At 72.0% G+C, this 16,989-nt stretch carries 16 protein-coding genes; 1 reads left to right on the top strand and 15 read right to left on the bottom strand.

The genetic code is table 11. The annotated features are described in order from the left end of the window. Positions 1 to 55: 55 nt before the first annotated feature. The 12 genes from ACZ4A5_RS12485 to ACZ4A5_RS12540 all read right to left on the bottom strand — a co-directional run bounded on the left by ACZ4A5_RS12485 (position 56) and on the right by ACZ4A5_RS12540 (position 13,056). Positions 56 to 2,614 (bottom strand): RelA/SpoT family protein, encoded by a 2,559-nt coding sequence (locus tag ACZ4A5_RS12485; protein ID WP_467581875.1) that lies wholly within the window; start codon positions 2,612 to 2,614, stop codon positions 56 to 58. A 176-nt stretch (positions 2,615 to 2,790) separates the two neighbouring features. After that, entirely contained in the window at positions 2,791 to 3,357 is a 567-nt protein-coding gene (locus tag ACZ4A5_RS12490; protein ID WP_467581876.1) for an adenine phosphoribosyltransferase, read from the bottom strand. Beyond that, complete coding sequence (secF, locus tag ACZ4A5_RS12495) at positions 3,354 to 4,469, bottom strand: protein translocase subunit SecF (protein ID WP_467581878.1); 1,116 nt, start codon at positions 4,467 to 4,469, stop codon at positions 3,354 to 3,356. Before secF ends, ACZ4A5_RS12490 begins: the two co-directional genes overlap by 4 nt. 1 nt (position 4,470) lies before the next feature. Then, positions 4,471 to 6,258, bottom strand: coding sequence for a protein translocase subunit SecD (gene secD / locus ACZ4A5_RS12500; RefSeq protein ID WP_467581880.1), 1,788 nt, complete (start codon positions 6,256 to 6,258; stop codon positions 4,471 to 4,473). 148 nt (positions 6,259 to 6,406) lie between these two features. Beyond that, positions 6,407 to 6,892 carry a preprotein translocase subunit YajC gene (yajC, locus tag ACZ4A5_RS12505; RefSeq protein ID WP_467581882.1) on the bottom strand — a complete coding sequence of 162 codons (486 nt, stop codon included), beginning with the start codon at positions 6,890 to 6,892 and terminating at the stop codon, positions 6,407 to 6,409. 163 nt (positions 6,893 to 7,055) lie between these two features. Next, a complete protein-coding gene (gene ruvB, locus ACZ4A5_RS12510) occupies positions 7,056 to 8,126 on the bottom strand; it encodes a Holliday junction branch migration DNA helicase RuvB (RefSeq protein ID WP_467581884.1) in 1,071 nt (356 codons plus the stop codon). Between the two features lie 79 nt (positions 8,127 to 8,205). Beyond that, positions 8,206 to 8,838 carry a Holliday junction branch migration protein RuvA gene (ruvA, locus tag ACZ4A5_RS12515; RefSeq protein ID WP_467581886.1) on the bottom strand — a complete coding sequence of 211 codons (633 nt, stop codon included), beginning with the start codon at positions 8,836 to 8,838 and terminating at the stop codon, positions 8,206 to 8,208. Then, complete coding sequence (gene ruvC, locus ACZ4A5_RS12520) at positions 8,835 to 9,398, bottom strand: crossover junction endodeoxyribonuclease RuvC (RefSeq protein WP_467581888.1); 564 nt, start codon at positions 9,396 to 9,398, stop codon at positions 8,835 to 8,837. The genes ruvA and ruvC overlap by 4 nt, the downstream gene beginning before the upstream one ends. A gap of 147 nt (positions 9,399 to 9,545) precedes the next feature. Further along, entirely contained in the window at positions 9,546 to 10,298 is a 753-nt protein-coding gene (locus tag ACZ4A5_RS12525; protein ID WP_398872844.1) for a YebC/PmpR family DNA-binding transcriptional regulator, read from the bottom strand. 86 nt (positions 10,299 to 10,384) lie between these two features. After that, the gene (gene pdxT, locus ACZ4A5_RS12530; RefSeq protein WP_467581890.1) at positions 10,385 to 11,032 is read right to left on the bottom strand and encodes a pyridoxal 5'-phosphate synthase glutaminase subunit PdxT; all 648 of its coding nucleotides are present in this window, start codon (positions 11,030 to 11,032) and stop codon (positions 10,385 to 10,387) included. A gap of 77 nt (positions 11,033 to 11,109) precedes the next feature. Continuing rightward, positions 11,110 to 12,021, bottom strand: coding sequence for a pyridoxal 5'-phosphate synthase lyase subunit PdxS (pdxS, locus tag ACZ4A5_RS12535; protein WP_361522429.1), 912 nt, complete (start codon positions 12,019 to 12,021; stop codon positions 11,110 to 11,112). Positions 12,022 to 12,513: 492 nt separating this feature from the next. Next, positions 12,514 to 13,056 (bottom strand): hypothetical protein, encoded by a 543-nt coding sequence (locus tag ACZ4A5_RS12540; protein ID WP_398872848.1) that lies wholly within the window; start codon positions 13,054 to 13,056, stop codon positions 12,514 to 12,516. Positions 13,057 to 13,228: 172 nt separating this feature from the next. Between ACZ4A5_RS12540 and ACZ4A5_RS12545 the strand changes: the two genes are divergently transcribed. Further along, entirely contained in the window at positions 13,229 to 13,906 is a 678-nt protein-coding gene (locus tag ACZ4A5_RS12545; protein WP_467581892.1) for a VC0807 family protein, read from the top strand. A gap of 59 nt (positions 13,907 to 13,965) precedes the next feature. On the opposite strand, the gene ACZ4A5_RS12550 is transcribed toward ACZ4A5_RS12545, so the two are convergent. From ACZ4A5_RS12550 to pgsA, 3 genes are read right to left on the bottom strand one after another with little or no spacing between them, the layout of a single operon-like run. Further along, positions 13,966 to 15,138 (bottom strand): glycosyltransferase family 4 protein, encoded by a 1,173-nt coding sequence (locus ACZ4A5_RS12550; protein ID WP_467581894.1) that lies wholly within the window; start codon positions 15,136 to 15,138, stop codon positions 13,966 to 13,968. Beyond that, positions 15,135 to 16,067, bottom strand: a complete 933-nt coding sequence (locus ACZ4A5_RS12555; protein WP_467581896.1) for a phosphatidylinositol mannoside acyltransferase — start codon at positions 16,065 to 16,067, stop codon at positions 15,135 to 15,137. Before ACZ4A5_RS12555 ends, ACZ4A5_RS12550 begins: the two co-directional genes overlap by 4 nt. Then, positions 16,064 to 16,735, bottom strand: a complete 672-nt coding sequence (gene pgsA / locus ACZ4A5_RS12560; RefSeq protein ID WP_398872856.1) for a phosphatidylinositol phosphate synthase — start codon at positions 16,733 to 16,735, stop codon at positions 16,064 to 16,066. The genes ACZ4A5_RS12555 and pgsA overlap by 4 nt, the downstream gene beginning before the upstream one ends. Between the last annotated feature and the right edge of the window lie 254 nt (positions 16,736 to 16,989).

The raw sequence follows: 16,989 nt of genomic DNA on the forward strand, positions 1-16,989 counted from the left end.
TATGGCCGGAGCCCCTTACTCATGTACGCGTGGGCGCCGACAACTCGGCGTGCGGCTACGGCCTGCGGGCCGAGGTCACGCGGTAGACGTCGTAGACACCCTCCACGCCCCGCACCGCCTTGAGGACGTGACCGAGGTGCTTGGGGTCGCCCATCTCGAAGGTGAAGCGCGAGGTGGCCACCCGGTCGCGGGAGGTCTGCACGGCCGCCGAGAGGATGTTGACGTGCTGGTCGGACAGGACGCGGGTGACGTCCGACAGCAGGCGGGAGCGGTCCAGCGCCTCGACCTGGATGGCGACGAGGAAGACCGACGACTGGGTGGGCGCCCACTCGACCTCGAGGATCCGCTCGGGCTGCTGCGAGAGCGAGTCGACGTTGACGCAGTCGGCGCGGTGCACCGAGATGCCGTTGCCCCGGGTGACGAAGCCGATGATCGGGTCGCCCGGCACCGGCGTACAACAGCGGGCCAGCTTCACCCACACGTCGTCGACGCCCTTGACGACCACGCCCGGGTCGGCGCTCGAACGCCGCTTGGAGCGGCTGCGGATGGGCGCGGACTCCTCGATGTCCTCGGTGGCCGCGTCCTCCCCGCCGAGGGCCTGGACCAGCTTCTGCACCACGCCCTGCGCGGCGACGTGGCCCTCGCCGATGGCGGCGTAGAGGGAGGAGATGTCGGGGTAGCGCATCTCGTGCGCCAGGGTGACCAGCGAGTCGCCGGTGAGGATCCGCTGGATCGGCAGGTTCTGCTTGCGCATGGCGCGCGCGATGGCGTCCTTGCCCTGCTCGATGGCCTCGTCGCGGCGCTCCTTGGAGAACCAGGCGCGGATCTTGTTGCGGGCGCGGGGTGACTTGACGAAGCCGAGCCAGTCGCGGGACGGGGCGGCGCCGGCGGCCTTGGAGGTGAAGACCTCGACCAGGTCGCCGTTGTCCAGGGTCGATTCGAGGGGGACGAGCCGGCCGTTGACCCGGGCGCCTATGGTGCGGTGGCCGACCTCGGTGTGCACGGCGTAGGCGAAGTCGACCGGGGTGGCCCCGGCCGGGAGCGCTATGACATCGCCCTTGGGCGTGAAGACGAAGACCTCGTTGCGCGAGAGGTCGAAGCGCAGGGACTCCAGGAACTCCCCCGGGTCCTCGGTCTCCTTCTGCCAGTCCAGCAACTGCCGCAGCCAGGCCATGTCATTGACAGTGTCCTGGTTCTTCCCGGCGTTCTTCGGCACGTCGGTGCGGACCTTCGAGGCCCCGGCGACGGCCTCCTGCTTGTACTTCCAGTGCGCGGCGATGCCGTACTCCGCGCGCCGGTGCATGTCGAAGGTGCGGATCTGCAGCTCGACGGGCTTGCCGCTGGGACCTATGACGGTGGTGTGCAGCGACTGGTACATGTTGAACTTCGGCATCGCGATGTAGTCCTTGAACCGCCCCGGGACCGGGTTCCACCGGGCGTGGACGGTGCCGAGCGCCGCGTAGCAGTCGCGGACGGTGTCGACGAGGACGCGGATGCCCACCAGGTCGTAGATCTCGGCGAAGTCACGGCCCCGCACGATCATCTTCTGGTAGACGCTGTAGTAGTGCTTCGGGCGGCCGGTGACGGTGGCCTTGATCCGGGCGGCGCGCAGGTCGGCCTGGACCTCATCGGTGACGATCGCCAGGTATTCGTCCCGCTTGGGAGCACGCTCGGCGACGAGGCGGACGATCTCGTCGTACATCTTGGGGTAGAGGATCGCGAAGGCGAGGTCCTCCAGCTCCCACTTGATGGTGTTCATGCCGAGCCGGTGCGCCAGCGGGGCGTAGATCTCCAGCGTCTCGCGGGCCTTCTTCTCCTGCTTCTCCCGCTTGAGGTAGCGCATGGTGCGCATGTTGTGCAGGCGGTCGGCGAGCTTGATGACCAGGACGCGCGGGTCCTTGGCCATGGCGACGACCATCTTGCGCACGGTCTCGGCCTGCGCGGCCTCGCCGAACTTGACCCGGTCGAGCTTGGTGACGCCGTCCACCAGCAGGGCGACCTGGTCGCCGAAGTCACGGCGCAGGGTGTCCAGGCCGTACTCGGTGTCCTCGACGGTGTCGTGCAGCAGGCCCGCCATCAGCGTGGCCGGATCCATGCCCAGCTCGGCGAGGATCGTGGTCACCGCGAGGGGGTGCGTGATGTACGGGTCGCCGCTCTTGCGCTTCTGCCCGCGGTGCCAGCGCTCGGCCACCTGATAGGCCCGCTCGATCTGCCGCAGCGTCGCGGTGTCGGCCTTGGGGTCGTTGCCGCGGACGACGCGCAGCAGCGGCTCCAGCACCGGGTTGTACGGGCTGGAGCGCTGGACGCCCAGGCGGGCGAGGCGGGCCCGGACGCGGCTGGAGGAGCCGGAGCGCGGGGCGGGTCCCTGCGGGGCGGTGGGCCGGACGGGTGACGCGCCCGCGGGCACGACGGCCGCCTTGCCCGCGCCGGCGGCCGGCTGCGCGCCGGGCATGACCTCGGAGGGCTTGGGGGCCTTGGGCCCCGTGGGAGCCGTGCGGTCCGCGGGCGCGGCCGCGCTGTCGGGGCGGCCCTGGGGCGTGCCCGTGGCCGCCGCGGCCTCGGGAGACGGCTTGTCCGGCTGTGCGGCGGTGCGCGGCTGGGCCTCGTCTGGCAAGAGCACTCCTCATGCGGGTCCGGCCCCCCGTTCAGGTCCGGACTGCCATGGTATCGAGCCAGGCGGCGTGACTGCCGCGCACCCGGGTCGGTGCCGGGCGAAAACGCGGGGCGGGCACCGGTTCTTCCCGGTGCCCGCCCCGCGTCGTCGTGCGCGACGCCGCTGTCCCGTACGGGTCAGAGCGTGATCAGCGCCTCCAGCGGCGCTTCGCCGAGGCCCTCGGCCAGCCGCCGCCGGCCGTCGAGGAAGCCGAGCTCCATCAGCACGGCGACGCCCGCGACCTCGGCACCGGCCCGGTGGATCAGCTGGAGCGCCGCCTCCGCCGTGCCACCGGTGGCCAGCACGTCGTCGATGACGAGCACCCGGTCGCCCGGGCCCACCGCGTCGGCGTGCATCTCGATCTCGGCGGTGCCGTACTCCAGCTCGTACGACTGCGCCAGGCAGGCTCCGGGGAGCTTGCCGGCCTTGCGCACGGGGATGAAGCCGACGCCCGCGCGGACGGCGACCGGGGCGCCCAGGATGAACCCGCGGGCCTCCAGGCCGACGACCTTGGTCGCGCCCAGGCGCTCGCAGAGCCCGGCGAAGGTGTCGGTGAGCAGGCCGAACGCCTCGGCGTCCGCGAGCAGCGGGGTGATGTCCTTGAACATCACGCCCGGCTTCGGATAGTCCGGGACGTCGTGGATGTGCGCCAGCAGCGCCTCACGCAGCTTCTCGTCGGTCATGCCGACCTCCACGGTGCTCATCGGCGCTTCCCCGAGGGACGGCCGCGGCCACCGCGGTTGCGGGGCGTGGCCTGGCGGACGATGCCGGCCGGGGTCGCGTCCTCGGGCTCCTCGCCGACGGGCTCGGCGTCCTGCGGCTCGACCTCGCCCGACTCGGCCTTGGCCGCCGCGGCGGCGCGCTTGGCCGCCACCCGCTTGGCCAGGGCCCGCATCTGCGGGTCGCGCTCCTTGAGGTCGGCGACCAGCGGGGTGGCGATGAAGATCGAGGAGTACGCGCCGGCCGCGAGGCCGACGAAGAGGGCGAGGGAGATGTCGTTGAGCATGCCCGCGCCCAGGAAGCCGCCGCCGATGAAGAGCAGGCCGGCGACCGGCAGCAGCGCCACGACGGTGGTGTTGATGGAGCGCACCAGGGTGCCGTTGAGACTGCGGTTGGCGATCTCGCTGTAGGTCCAGCGGGTCTGCTTGGTGAGGTCCTTCGAGCTCTCCTTCAGACCGTCGAAGACGACGACGGTGTCGTAGAGGGAGTAACCGAGGATGGTCAGCAGACCGATCACCGTGCCCGGGGTGACCTCGAAGCCCACCAGGGCGTACACCCCGACGGTGATGGTGAGGTCGTGGATCAGGGCGATGAGGGCGGCGATGGCCATCCGCCACTCGAAGGCGATCGCGAGGTAGATCACCACCAGGATCATGAAGACCGCGAGGCCCGTCCATGCCTTGTTGGCGATCTGGTCGCCCCAGCTGGGGCCGACGATATCGGCGTTGATCTTGTTCAGCGGGACGTCGAGCTTCTTGGCCAGCGCCGCCTGGGTCGTCCGCGACTGCTCGGTGGACAGCTCGCTGACCTGGACGCGCAGCGTCTTGTTGCCGAGCTTCTGGACGATGGCGGGGTGGCCGGAGGCGTCCTGCGCGGTCCGCTGGGCCTGCTCGGCCGAGACGGAGGTGGTGGGCGTGGTGAAGACCGCGCCGCCGGAGAACTCGATGCCCATGTTCAGGCCGCGCACGGCCAGGCCGACGATGGCCGTGATCGTGATGAGGATCGAGATGCCGTACCAGATCTTCCGCTTGCCGACGAAGTCGTAGCCGACCTCACCGCGGTAGAGCCGGGCGCCGAGGTTGCCGAGTTTCGACATCTCACGCCTCCTTGGGGTCGACGGGGGCGGAGGGGCGGCGGCGGGACGACCGCAGCGGCGGCTTGGCGCCGAGCCGCTTGGGGTCGAGCCCGGACCACGGATGGCCGCTGGCGAAGAACTTGCGGCGCGCGAGAAGCGTCATGAGCGGCTTGGTGAAGAGGAAGACCACCACGACGTCGAGGAGGGTGGTCAGACCGAGGGTGAACGCGAAGCCCTGGACCTTGCCGACGGTGACGATGAAGAGCACCGCGGCGGCGAGGAAGGACACGAAGTCGGAGACCAGGATCGTGCGGCGGGCGCGCGGCCAGCCCCGCTCGACGGCCGGGCGCAGCGAACGGCCCTCGCGGATCTCGTCCCGGATGCGTTCGAAGTAGACGATGAAGGAGTCGGCGGTGATACCGATCGCGACGATCGCACCGCAGACGGCCGGCAGGTTGAGCGCGAAGCCGATGGCCTGCCCCAGCAGCACCATGATCACGTAGGTGAGGATCGCGGAGCACAGGAGGCTGGCGAGGGCGACGAGCGCGAGCCCGCGGTAGTACGCCACCAGGTAGATGATCACCAGGGCGAGGCCGATGGCACCGGCGATGAGACCGGCGCGCAGCTGCTCGCCGCCGAGCGCCGCGGTGACGGTCGTCTCGGTCTCGACGCTGAAGGACAGCGGCAGGGCACCGTAGGACAGCACGTTGGCCAGGTCCTGGGCGCTCTGCTGGGTGAAGCCGCCGGAGATCTCCGCCTGGCCGCCGTTGATCGAGCTGGAGACGGAGGGGTCGGAGACGACCTCGCCGTCCAGGACGATCGCGAACTGGTTCTGCGGGGACTGCTTGGTGGCCAGCTGGCCGGTCACGTCGGCGAACTTCTTGGAGCCGCCGGAGGTGAACTTCAGCTGGACGAGCCAGCCGCGGCCCTGCTGGCTGTCGAAGACGGCCGAGGCGCTGCTGACGCCGGTGCCCTCCACGGACACCGGGCCGAGGATCTCCTTGGCGGAGCCGTCCTTCTTGCACGCGGCGATCATGTCGGTCGCCGCGGAGCGCGCGGCGGCCTCGCTCGCGTTGGAGCGGCCTTCCTTGGTGGAGCAGTCCAGCGCGTCGAGCTTCTTCTGGAGCGCGGCGACGTCGGCGGGGGCCGGCGAGGGGTTGTTGTCCTGCTTGGACTTGTCGTCCTTCTTGGCACCCTTGTCGTCCGTGCCCGCGGAGGCGGAGGCGCTCGGGGTGGTGGCGGCGTCGGCCTTCAGGGCGTCGGTGACGGCGCGGCCCTGCGGGCTGGCGCTCGCGGACGGGGAGCCGGACGGCTTGTTCTTGTCGTCCTTGCTCTTGTCACCACCCTTGTCCTTGCCCGCGGCGGAGGGGCTGGAGCTGGGCTGCTCGGGCGTCTTGGCACCGGGGGCCACGCTCAGCACGGGCCGGAAGCCCAGCTTGGCGGTCGTGCCGACCTGCTGCCGGGCCTGCTCGGCGTTCGTCCCCTTGGGGATGTTCACGACGATGTGGTCGCGGCCCTGCGTCTGAACCTCGGCCTCGGTGACACCGAGGCCGTTGACACGCCGCTCGATGATGCCGACGGCCGTGTTCATGTTGGTGTCGTTGATCGCATTGGGCTTGCCGGGTTCGTTCTTGGCCTTCAGCGTGAAGCTGGTGCCACCAGCGAGGTCGATACCCAGCCGCGGGGTGGTGCGCCCGGAGGCGAACATTCCCCCGGTGAGCGCCACCATGGCGATCAGGATCAGGGCCAGGACACGGCCCGGCCTGCCCTGGCCGCCCGGGGACCTGCGGCCCTTCTTCGGTGCTGCCACCTTGTCGTTTCTCCCTGTCCAACCGCCCGGCGTCGGAGGTTTCCCGGACGGCCACGAAGTGTTGTGGGGACCTGCCCCCGCCGGAGCCTAGACCGAAAGGGAACCGCGGCGCACTGATCGGTGAGTGCTCCGCGGTTCCCGGGTGGTGCTACTTGGCGTCGGTGTCGCCCGGCTTGCCGTCCCGCTCGGCGTCCTTCGCCTCGGCCGTGTCCGCCCCGGCGGCCTTCTCGCCCTTGTCGGCCTTGTCCTCGGCGGGGGTCTCCTTGCCGAGGTCGATCTTCTTCTCGGCCGGGGTGTCGGTCAGCGACGAGGCGTCGTCCGGGACGACAGGGGTCTCGGACTCGTCGGGCTCGATGCCGTGGACGATGCGGTTGTACTCCTCGTCCTGGAGAACGGCGCCGATGGAGTTCTTCGCGTAGATGGCGTGCACACCAGGGGCGATCTCGAGGAGGACCGAGTCGTCGTTGACCTCCTTGACGGTGGCGTACATGCCGCCGATCGTCCGCACGCCGGTGCCCGGCTGCATCTGGTCGCGCATCTGGGCCGCCTGGCGCTGCTTGTTCTTGGCCGACCGGGTCATCAGGAACATGGCCCCGATAAGCACGATGAACGGCAGGAGAGTCATGATATTCACGGGACGGGGTTTCCTTCACACGACCACGGAGGCGCGGCCTGGTCTACGGGGGTGGTATGCCGCACCGATACGGACGGCATCGGCGGAGTCTAAGCGAGTCCGCGCCTAGGGAACAACGCTCAGCATGGCACCGGGGTTCCTGACCGGACCAGCCCACGCGCCGTCACGCGTCGAAGAGCCCCGGTCCCCCGGCCCCGCCCGCCGGCCGCCCCGGCGGCTCGAGACCGAGGTGTGCCCAGGCCGCGGGCGTGGCGACGCGGCCCCTGGGCGTACGGGCCAGCAGCCCTTCCCGTACGAGGAAGGGCTCGGCGACCTCCTCGACCGTCTCGCGCTCCTCGCCCACGGCGACGGCCAGGGTGGAGAGGCCGACGGGGCCGCCGCCGAAGAGCTTGAGCAGCGCCGTCAGCACGGCGCGGTCCAGCCGGTCGAGGCCGCGGGCGTCGACCTCGTAGACATCGAGCGCCTGTGCGGCGACCTCCCGGGTGATGACACCGTCGGCCTTGACCTGGGCGAAGTCACGGACGCGGCGCAGGAGGCGGTTGGCGATGCGGGGCGTGCCCCGGGAGCGGCCGGCGATCTCGGCGGCGCCCTCCGCGTCGGTCTCCACGTCGAGCAGGCGGGCGGAGCGGTGGATGACCCGCTCCAGCTCGGCGGGGGCGTAGAACTCCATGTGCCCGGTGAAGCCGAAGCGGTCGCGCAGCGGGGGCGGCAGCAGCCCGGCCCGGGTGGTCGCGCCGACGAGGGTGAAGGGCGGCAGCTCCAGCGGGATGGCGGTGGCGCCGGGGCCCTTGCCGACGATGACGTCGACCCGGAAGTCCTCCATCGCCATGTAGAGCATCTCCTCGGCGGGCCGGGACATGCGGTGGATCTCGTCGAGGAAGAGGACCTCGCCCTCGGTGAGGGAGGACAGGATGGCCGCGAGATCACCGGCGTGCTGGATGGCGGGGCCGGAGGTGATGCGGATGGGGGCGCCCATCTCGGCCGCGATGATCATCGAGAGGGTGGTCTTGCCGAGCCCGGGGGCGCCGGAGAGCAGGACGTGGTCGGCCGTGGCGTTACGGGCGCGCGCGGCCTTCAGGACGAGGTCGAGCTGCTCCCGCACGCGCTCCTGGCCGACGAACTCGCCGAGGTCCTTCGGGCGCAGGGCGGCCTCGACGGCCTGGTCCTCGCCGTCGGCGGTGGTGCCGACCAGCCGGTCGGCCGCGGCGGATTCGGGGTCGTCTTCCCAGTTCACGGGTGGTGCCTCGCGATTCGTGACGGTCGGGGTGCGGCGTGCGTCCGGGCCCAGGCGGCGCGTGGGCCCCGGCGGCCGGTCACCGGGCCCGGTTCAGGGTCTGGAGGGCCGCGCGCAGCAGCTGCCCGACCTGGGGCACGGCGCCCGCGGCCACCGTGGCCTCGGCCTGCGGTGCCACAGCCGACACGGCCTCGTCCGCCTCGCGCGCGGCGTAGCCCAGGCCGACGAGCGCGGCGTGCAGCTGCTCGCGCCAGCCGGCGGCGCCCGAGCCGGCCGCGGCACCCGGCCCCGCGGCCGTGCCGGAGCCGACCGGCTCGCCGAGGCGGTCCTTGAGCTCCAGGAGCAGCTTCTGCGCGCCCTTCTTGCCGATGCCGGGCACGGCGGTGAGCGCCTTCTCGTCACCGGTGGAGACGGCGCGGCGCAGGGCGTCCGGGGAGTGCACGGCGAGCATGGCCTGGGCCAGCCGCGGGCCGACGCCGCTGGCGGTCTGGAGCAGCTCGAAGACCTGCCGCTCGTCGTCGTCGGCGAAGCCGTAGAGCGTGAGGGAGTCCTCGCGCACCACGAGGGAGGTCGCGAGCTTGGCCTCCTGGCCGACGCGCAGGCCGGAGAGGGTGTTCGGGGTGCACAGGACGGCCATGCCGATGCCGCCGACCTGGACGACGGCGGTGTCGGGGGCCAGGGCCGCGACCGGCCCGGAGACGAAGGCGATCATGCGGTGCCCTTCAGATTGCGTACGGCCGCGTCCCGCGGGCGCGTGGTGCGGCGGTGGGCGGCGACGGCCTCCTGGAGGCGGTTGGTCGCGGGGGCCCGCCAGATATGACAGATGGCGAGAGCGAGGGCGTCGGCGGCGTCGGCCGGCTTGGGCGGCGCGTCGAGCCGGAGCAGGCGGGTGACCATCGCGCCGACCTGCGCCTTGTCGGCCCGGCCCGAGCCGGTGACGGCGGCCTTGACCTCGCTGGGGGTGTGCAGGGCGACGGGCAGGCCGCGGCGGGCCGCGCAGAGCATGGCCACGGCACTGGCCTGCGCGGTGCCCATCACGGTGCTCACGTTGTGCTGGCTGAAGACCCGCTCCACGGCGACGCATTCGGGGCGGTGCTCGTCCAGCCACTGCTCCATGCCGCGCTCGATGAGGACGAGGCGGTCGGCGACCGGGGCGTCGGCGGGCGTGCGTACGACACCGACGCCGAGCATGCGCAGCGGCCGCCCGGCCACGCCGTCGACCACGCCGACACCGCACCGGGTCAGCCCCGGGTCGACCCCCAGCACCCGCATCGCGTGCCCTCCCCTTCGCCGTACGGCCGTGTGTTCCCGCTGCCGTCGCAGGCTATCGGCTGCCACTGACAACGGCGGATCACGCCGACGGGCCGACGGGTGGTGTCCCGTCGGCCCGTCGGTGAGCCCGTCGCGCGTGCCTGTGCGTCAGGCGTCGACCTTGGCCATGACCTCGTCGGAGACGTCGAAGTTGGCGAAGACGTTCTGCACGTCGTCGCTGTCCTCCAGCGCGTCGATCAGCTTGAAGATCTTGCGCGCGCCTTCCTCGTCGAGCTCCACCTGCATGGTGGGGACGAAGTTGGCCTCGGCGGAGTCGTAGTCGATGCCCTGCTCCTGGAGCGCGCTGCGGACCGCGACCAGGTCGGTGGCCTCGCTGAGGACCTCGAAGGTCTCGCCGAGGTCGTTGACCTCCTCGGCGCCCGCGTCCAGGACCGCGCCGAGGACGTCGTCCTCGCTGAGCTCGCCCTTGGGGACGATGACGACGCCCTTGCGGTTGAAGAGGTAGGACACCGAGCCGGGGTCGGCCATGGAGCCGCCGTTGCGGGTCATGGCGACGCGGACGTCGGAGGCGGCGCGGTTGCGGTTGTCGGTGAGGCACTCGATGAGCACGGCGACACCGTTCGGGCCGTAGCCCTCGTACATGATCGTCTCGTAGTCGGCGCCGCCCGCCTCGAGACCGGCGCCGCGCTTGACGGCGCTGTCGATGTTCTTGTTGGGGACCGAGCTCTTCTTCGCCTTCTGGATGGCGTCGAACAGCGTCGGGTTGCCGGCCGGATCGGCACCGCCGGTGCGGGCGGCGACCTCGATGTTCTTGATCATCTTCGCGAAGAGCTTGCCGCGCTTGGCGTCGATCACGGCCTTCTTGTGCTTAGTCGTAGCCCATTTAGAGTGGCCGGACATCCGCCTGTCTCCTTCGCGTAACCAAATTCTGAACGAACGACTGTGATCCTACCGGGATCGGCCCCCCGGTCTCCCAACGCCCACCCTCAGGCGGCGGTGACGCGGGCACCCCCGTCGTCCGCAACGAGCCGGCCGTGGGCGTGGTTCCGGGCGATCTCCACGAACAGCGCGTGCACGCGGTGGTCGCCGGTGAGCTCCGGGTGGAAGGAGGTCGCGAGGACGTTGCCCTGCCGCACGGCGACCGTGTGACCGTCGTAGGTGGCCAGCACCTCGGCGCCCGCGCCGACGGACTCGACCCAGGGCGCGCGGATGAAGACGCCCTCGACGGGTCCGCCCGCGATGCCGGACACCTCGACGGACGCCTCGAAGGACTCGTTCTGGCGGCCGAAGGCGTTGCGGCGCACGATCATGTCGATGCCGCCCAGGGTCTCCTGGTCCTCGCGGCCGTCCAGCAGCTTGTCCGCGACCATGATCATGCCGGCGCAGGTGCCGTAGACGGGCAGTCCGGCCCGTACGCGCTCGCGCAGCGGTTCCAGCATGCCGAAGGCGACGGCCAGCTTGGACATGGTGGTGGACTCGCCACCGGGGATCACCAGGCCGTCGAGGCCGTCGAGTTCCTCGGGGCGGCGGACCGGGCGCGCGACGGCGTCCGCCGCGGCGAGGGCGATCAGGTGCTCGCGGACGTCACCCTGGAGGGCGAGTACGCCGATGACGGGGCTGTCGGCGGTGGACACGGTGGGTACCTCTCGACGCGGGACGGCCGGTGGGCGGCCCGCAGCTGCGGGCCGCCCACCGTGCAAGGACAACGGGATTACCAGCCGCGGTTGGCGTAGCGCTCCGCCTCGGGGAGGGTGTCGCAGTTGATGCCGACCATGGCCTCGCCCAGGTTGCGGGAGACGTCCGCGATGACGCTCGGGTCGTCGTAGAACGTGGTGGCCTTCACGATGGCCGCGGCACGCTTGGCCGGGTCACCGGACTTGAAGATGCCGGAGCCGACGAACACGCCCTCCGCACCGAGCTGGCGCATCAGCGCGGCGTCGGCCGGCGTGGCGACACCACCGGCGGAGAACAGCACGACCGGCAGCTTGCCGAGCTCGGCGACCTCCTTGACGAGCTCGTACGGGGCGCGCAGCTCCTTGGCGGCGGCGTACAGCTCGTTGTTGTCGTAACCGCGCAGACGGGCGATCTCGCCCTTGATCTGCCGCAGGTGACGCACGGCCTCGACGACGTTGCCGGTGCCGGCCTCGCCCTTCGAGCGGATCATGGCCGCGCCCTCGGCGATCCGGCGCAGCGCCTCGCCCAGGTTGGTGGCACCGCAGACGAAGGGGGTGGTGAAGGCCCACTTGTCGCTGTGGTTGACCTCGTCGGCCGGGGTGAGGACCTCGGACTCGTCGATGTAGTCGACACCGAGGGACTGGAGCACCTGGGCCTCGACGAAGTGCCCGATGCGGGACTTGGCCATCACCGGGATGGAGACGGCGTTGATGATGCCGTCGATCATGTCCGGGTCGGACATCCGGGCCACGCCGCCGTCCTTGCGGATGTCCGCGGGGACCCGCTCCAGGGCCATGACCGCGACAGCGCCCGCGTCCTCGGCGATCTTGGCTTCCTCGGGCGTGACGACGTCCATGATCACACCGCCCTTGAGCTGCTCGGCCATGCCGCGCTTGACGCGCGCGGTGCCGGTCTCGGGGGTGGTGGGGCTGGGGGACGTGCTGGACACGTTGTGACCTCGCTATCAAGGGCGGTGAAGCTGCTCCCTCATACAAGCGGCCACCTGGGCCCAGGAAAAAGGGCCAATTCGAGGACGGTGGCTTGTCAGGGGGCGGAAGGCTGTCGGCTTTACCGAGGTCAGGGGGTGGCGTCGGGCGCGGTGGGGGGTGGGGTGCGCGGGCCAGGCGGGGTGCGCGGGCCGGGCGCACGCCGGGCTGGATGCGCGGGCCAGGGCGGGCGTACGGGCGGGGTGTACGGCGGGACGCGGCGGCGCGTGGGGGGTTACGCCGGGCCGGCGGCGCGTGCGGACTCCATCGGGTTCGGCGGCCGACGGATGCCTCGGGCATCGCCCGGGCGGCCCCGGAGGCGCGGGCGCCGGCCCAGATCAACCGCAGGCAGGCGAAGCGGCCCCCTCCGACCCCGGCCGGGCGCGCACAGCGCACAGGCGTCCCGGATCAGCAGCGGGCAGCCGGGTCAGCCGGCTGATCGGGGGCACCCCCGATCAGTCGTGCGCTCCGTCGCCCAGGGCGACCGGCGGCTCGTCGTCCATCTCGAAGGCGAGGGGGAACGGCGCGTGGCCCGCCAGCCGGAACCACCGCACCACCCGGTGCGTACGGACCGCCCGGGCCGCGCGGACGGCGTCGTTGTGGAAGCGCCGCGCCATGGGCACCCTGCGGACCGCCGCCGTCAGCTCGCCGAGCGACTCCTCGCCACCCGGCGCCGCCCGTACCGCCTCGACCTGCGGCACCTCGGCGAAGACCGCCCGCAGCGCCTGGCTCAGCTCGCTCTCGGCGACCTCGCGGTGTTCCTCCTCGGCCTGCCGGGCCGCGTGCGCGGCCTGGTAGAGCACGATCGAGGCGGCCGGATCGAGGACCCCGGCCGTGGCCAGCTCCTGGGCGACCGAGGCCCGCCGCAACAGCTGGGCGTCCAGCGCGGCGCGCGCGGCGTCGATGCGGCTGTGCAGGCGGTCCAGCCGGCCGGCGGTCCAGCTCAGATAGACGCCGATGACGACGAGCGCGGCGACGATCCAGATCACAGTGGTCACGCCGGCCCACGTTACCGCTCGCCGAAGGCCCGGCTCCGCGCCCGGCCTCCACCCACGGGTGGACCCGGCCACGCGCGGACATCCACCCGGACCTCTACCCTGGCGCCGATCCGCCTCCACCCGGGCCGCGCCTAACTTCGGGATCAGGACGCCGCACCCCACGGAGGCACCCATGGAACCGCGTTCCAAGCGAGCCCTGCTCGCCCCGCTGACCGTCGACATCGCGCTTCCGCTCGCCCTTTATTACGTGATGCGGGCTCAGGGAGCGGCCCAGTGGCAGGCCCTCCTGATCAGCGGCGCGGTCCCGGCCGCGCACGCGCTCGGCACGGCCGTCGTCCGCCGGCGCGTGGAGTTCTTCGACCTGTTCATCGTCGGGCTGCTCGCCCTCTCCGCCGCGACCTCACTGATCAGCGGGAATCCGCGGGTGCTGCTCCTGAAGGACGCCGCGCTGCCGGCGCTGCTGGGCATATGGATCCTGGCCACGCTCTCCACGGCTCGGCCCTTCGCCTTCCGGCTCGGCGAGCGGCTGCGCACCGAAGCCGCGGCGGCGGACGCCGAGCGCGCCTGGCACGAGATGCCGGCGTACCGGGCGGCGCTGCGCGGGCTGACCACTCTCTGGGGCTGTGTGCAGTTGCTGGACGCGGCCCTGAGCACGGTGCTGGCGCTGACACTGCCGGTCGACGTGGTGCCCTTGACCGGGCGAATAGAGTCCTTCACCCTGCTGGGCCTGGTGGTCGTGGCCACGGTGCGACGCAGCAGGCGCTTCCGGTCCGCGCACGGGCAGGGCCTGTTCGGCACGGCCGGATCCGGTTCCCGGGAGCGCCTGGAGAAGGCTCCGAGCAACGCCTGAGCACGGGCGGGGTCCCGGTGCGCCGGGGCCCCGCCGCCGGGCCGGTCGGGGCGGTCCGGTCAGTCCCTCGCCAGCCCGAAGCGGGCGAAGAGGCCGGTGCGTTCGTCGGCGGCGACCGAGGCCGCGCCGGCCGTCACCGTCTCGTAGACGGCGAGGATGTCCGCGCCGACCCTCGACCAGTCGAAGCGGCGTACGTGCTTGCTGCCCCGCTCGCTGAGCCCGGCCCGCTGCGCGGGGTCGCCCAGCAGCCGTACGGCGGCGGCGGCCAGCGCGTCCGCGTCCTCGTTGGCGAACAGCTCGCCCGCCGACCCCTGGTCGAGGACCTGCGCGAAGGCGTCCAGGTCGCTGGCGAGGACGACCGCGCCCGCGGACATCGCCTCGACGAGGATGATGCCGAAGGACTCGCCGCCGGTGTTCGGCGCCACGTAGACGTCGACGCTGCGCAGCAGCCGTGCCTTGTCCTCGTCGCTGACCATGCCGAGGAATTCGACGCGGTCCCGCATCTCCGGGGGCAGGCTCGCGACGGCTTCCTCCTCGTCGCCCCGCCCGGCCACCAGGAGCCGGGTGCCGGGGCACTCCGCGAGGATCTTCGGCAGGGCGCGCATCAGGACGGGCAGGCCCTTGCGGGGCTCGTCGATGCGGCCCACGAAGCCGATCGTCGGGGCCTCGGCAGTGCCCTGCCACTCCTCCTTGGGCGTGGCGCGGGCGAAGAAGTCCACGTCGACGCCGTTGGGGATGACGACGGCGTCGCCGCCCAGGTGCTCGACGAGCGTCCGGCGGGCGTATTCGCTCACCGCGATCCGCGCGCTGATCTTCTCCAGCGCCGGCTGGAGGATCGGGTAGGCCGCGATCATGGCGCGCGAGCGCGGGTTGGAGGTGTGGAAGGTCGCCACGATCGGGCCCTGCGCGGCCCAGCAGGTCAGCAGTCCCAGGGAGGGGGAGGTGGGTTCATGGATGTGGATGACGTCGAAGTCGCCGTCGTGCAGCCAGCGGCGCACCCGCGCGGCCGACAGGAAGCCGAAGTTCAGCCGGGCCACCGAGCCGTTGTAGGGCACCGGCACGGCGCGGCCCGCCGAGACGACGAAGGGCGGCAGCGGCGTCTCGTCGTCCGCCGGGGCCAGGACGGAGACCTCGTGGCCCAGCCGGATGAGGTGCTCGGCCAGATCCCTGATGTGGAACTGGACGCCGCCGGGGACGTCCCACGAATAAGGACAGACGATCCCGATCCTCAAGGCTTCTCCGTTCCGGAGCTCTTGTCGGTGGGCTCATCATCGCGCCGGCCGAGGTCGGCGAGCCACAGTCGCTGGAGCATATGCCAGTCCTGGGGGTGCTCGGCGATGCCGGAGGCGAAGGCGTCCGCGAGCTGCTGGGTCATGGCGGCGGCCTTCTCCGCGCGGGTGCCCGTCTCGGGCACCTCCACCGGGGCGTGGATCTTCCCGCGCATCACGGGCGAGCTGTCGTACCAGAGGGTCACCGGGAGCAGCAGCGCTCCGGTCTGCACCGCCAGCATCGCGGGCCCCGCGGGCATCTTCGCGGCCTCGCCGAAGAACTTGACCTCTATCCCGGAGGAGGACAGATCGCGGTCGGCCACCAGGCAGACCAGCCCCCCGGAGCGCAGCCGCCGCGCGAGCGTCCCGAAGGCGCTGCCGCCCGCGTGCGGGAGCACCTCCATGCCGAGCCCCTCGCGGTAGGCCACGAACCGGTCGTAGAGCGACTCGGGCTTGAGCCGCTCGGCGACGGTGGTGAAGGGGACTCCGAGCCGGGTGGTGACCCAGGCGCCCGCGAGGTCGTAGTTGCCCATGTGGGGCAGGGCGAGCACCACACCGCGGCCGCTCGCCAGCCCTTCCTCGAGCCGGTGCAGGTCCTCCGGGGTGAAGCCCTCGCGGACGCGCTCCGCGCTCCAGGCAGGCAGCCGGAAGGACTCCATCCAGTAGCGCATGTACGAGCGCATGCCCGCGCGCGAGAGCTGGGCCAGGCGCCCCGGGCCGGCGTCGGGCAGCACCCGGGCGAGGTTGGCCTCCAGGCGCAGCACGCCCTTGCCGCGCCGCTTCCAGACCGTGTCCGCTATCCGCCGCCCCAGCGCGACGGCCACGGGCTCCGGAAGCTTCTTGACCGTGGCCCAGCCGAGCCCGTACAGAGCGTCGGTCAGCTTCTCCCTCACGCGGCGCCGTCCCCCCGGTCCTCCGTGGCGGCCGCGAGGGCGTCCGCCTCGGCGGCCTCCCGGCGCACGGTCACCACGCGCTGCACCAGCGTCACCAGGCTGCCGGCGGCCACGATCCACAGCGCGACGGGCAGCAGGTACTGGATCCCGGGCACGCCGAACTTGTGCAGGCCGGCGAAGCCGCAGGCCACCAGCGAGATGACGAGCCGCTCGGCGCGCTCGACCAGGCCGTTGACGTTCACCGGCAGACCGATGCTCTCGCCGCGCGCCTTGGTGTAGGAGACCACCTGGCCGCTGGCCAGGCAGAAGATCGTCACCGCGCACAGGGTGAGGCTGTCGCCCCGCCCGGCGTACCACAGGGCCAGGCCGCCGAAGATCGCCGCGTCGGCCACCCGGTCGAGCGTGGAGTCCAGGAAGGCGCCCCAGCGGCTGGACCGGCCGAGCTGGCGGGCCATGTTGCCGTCGACCAGGTCGGAGAAGACGAACAGCGTGATGACGACCGTGCCCCAGAAGAACTCGCCCTGGGGGTAGAAGACCAGCGCGCCCGCCATCACACCGCCGGTCCCGATGAGGGTGACCGCGTCGGGGCTGACGCCCAGGCGGATGAGCAGGGCGGCGAACGGCGTGAGAACACGCGTGAAGAACGCACGCGCGTACTTGTTCAGCATGGCCTTCCCGGAGGGTCGTGGCGGGCCGCGTGGTCAGGAGGCCACCGGCTGGCCCATCGTAGCCAGGCGGCCGGGGGCAGCCGCGCACGCATCACTCCACCCGGCCCCCGACCCCCTCGCCACGGCCGAGCCACGACACCGTCACGGCGCGCTCCCCGCCCGTTCCCGGGCCGTTTCCGGCCACACCCACCCGCCGCCGAAGAACGGCTTCCGGTATACGCCTGCGTGTGCGATGTATGGACGCAGCGTTACCG

This window comes from Streptomyces sp. NPDC025618 (assembly GCF_055558795.1).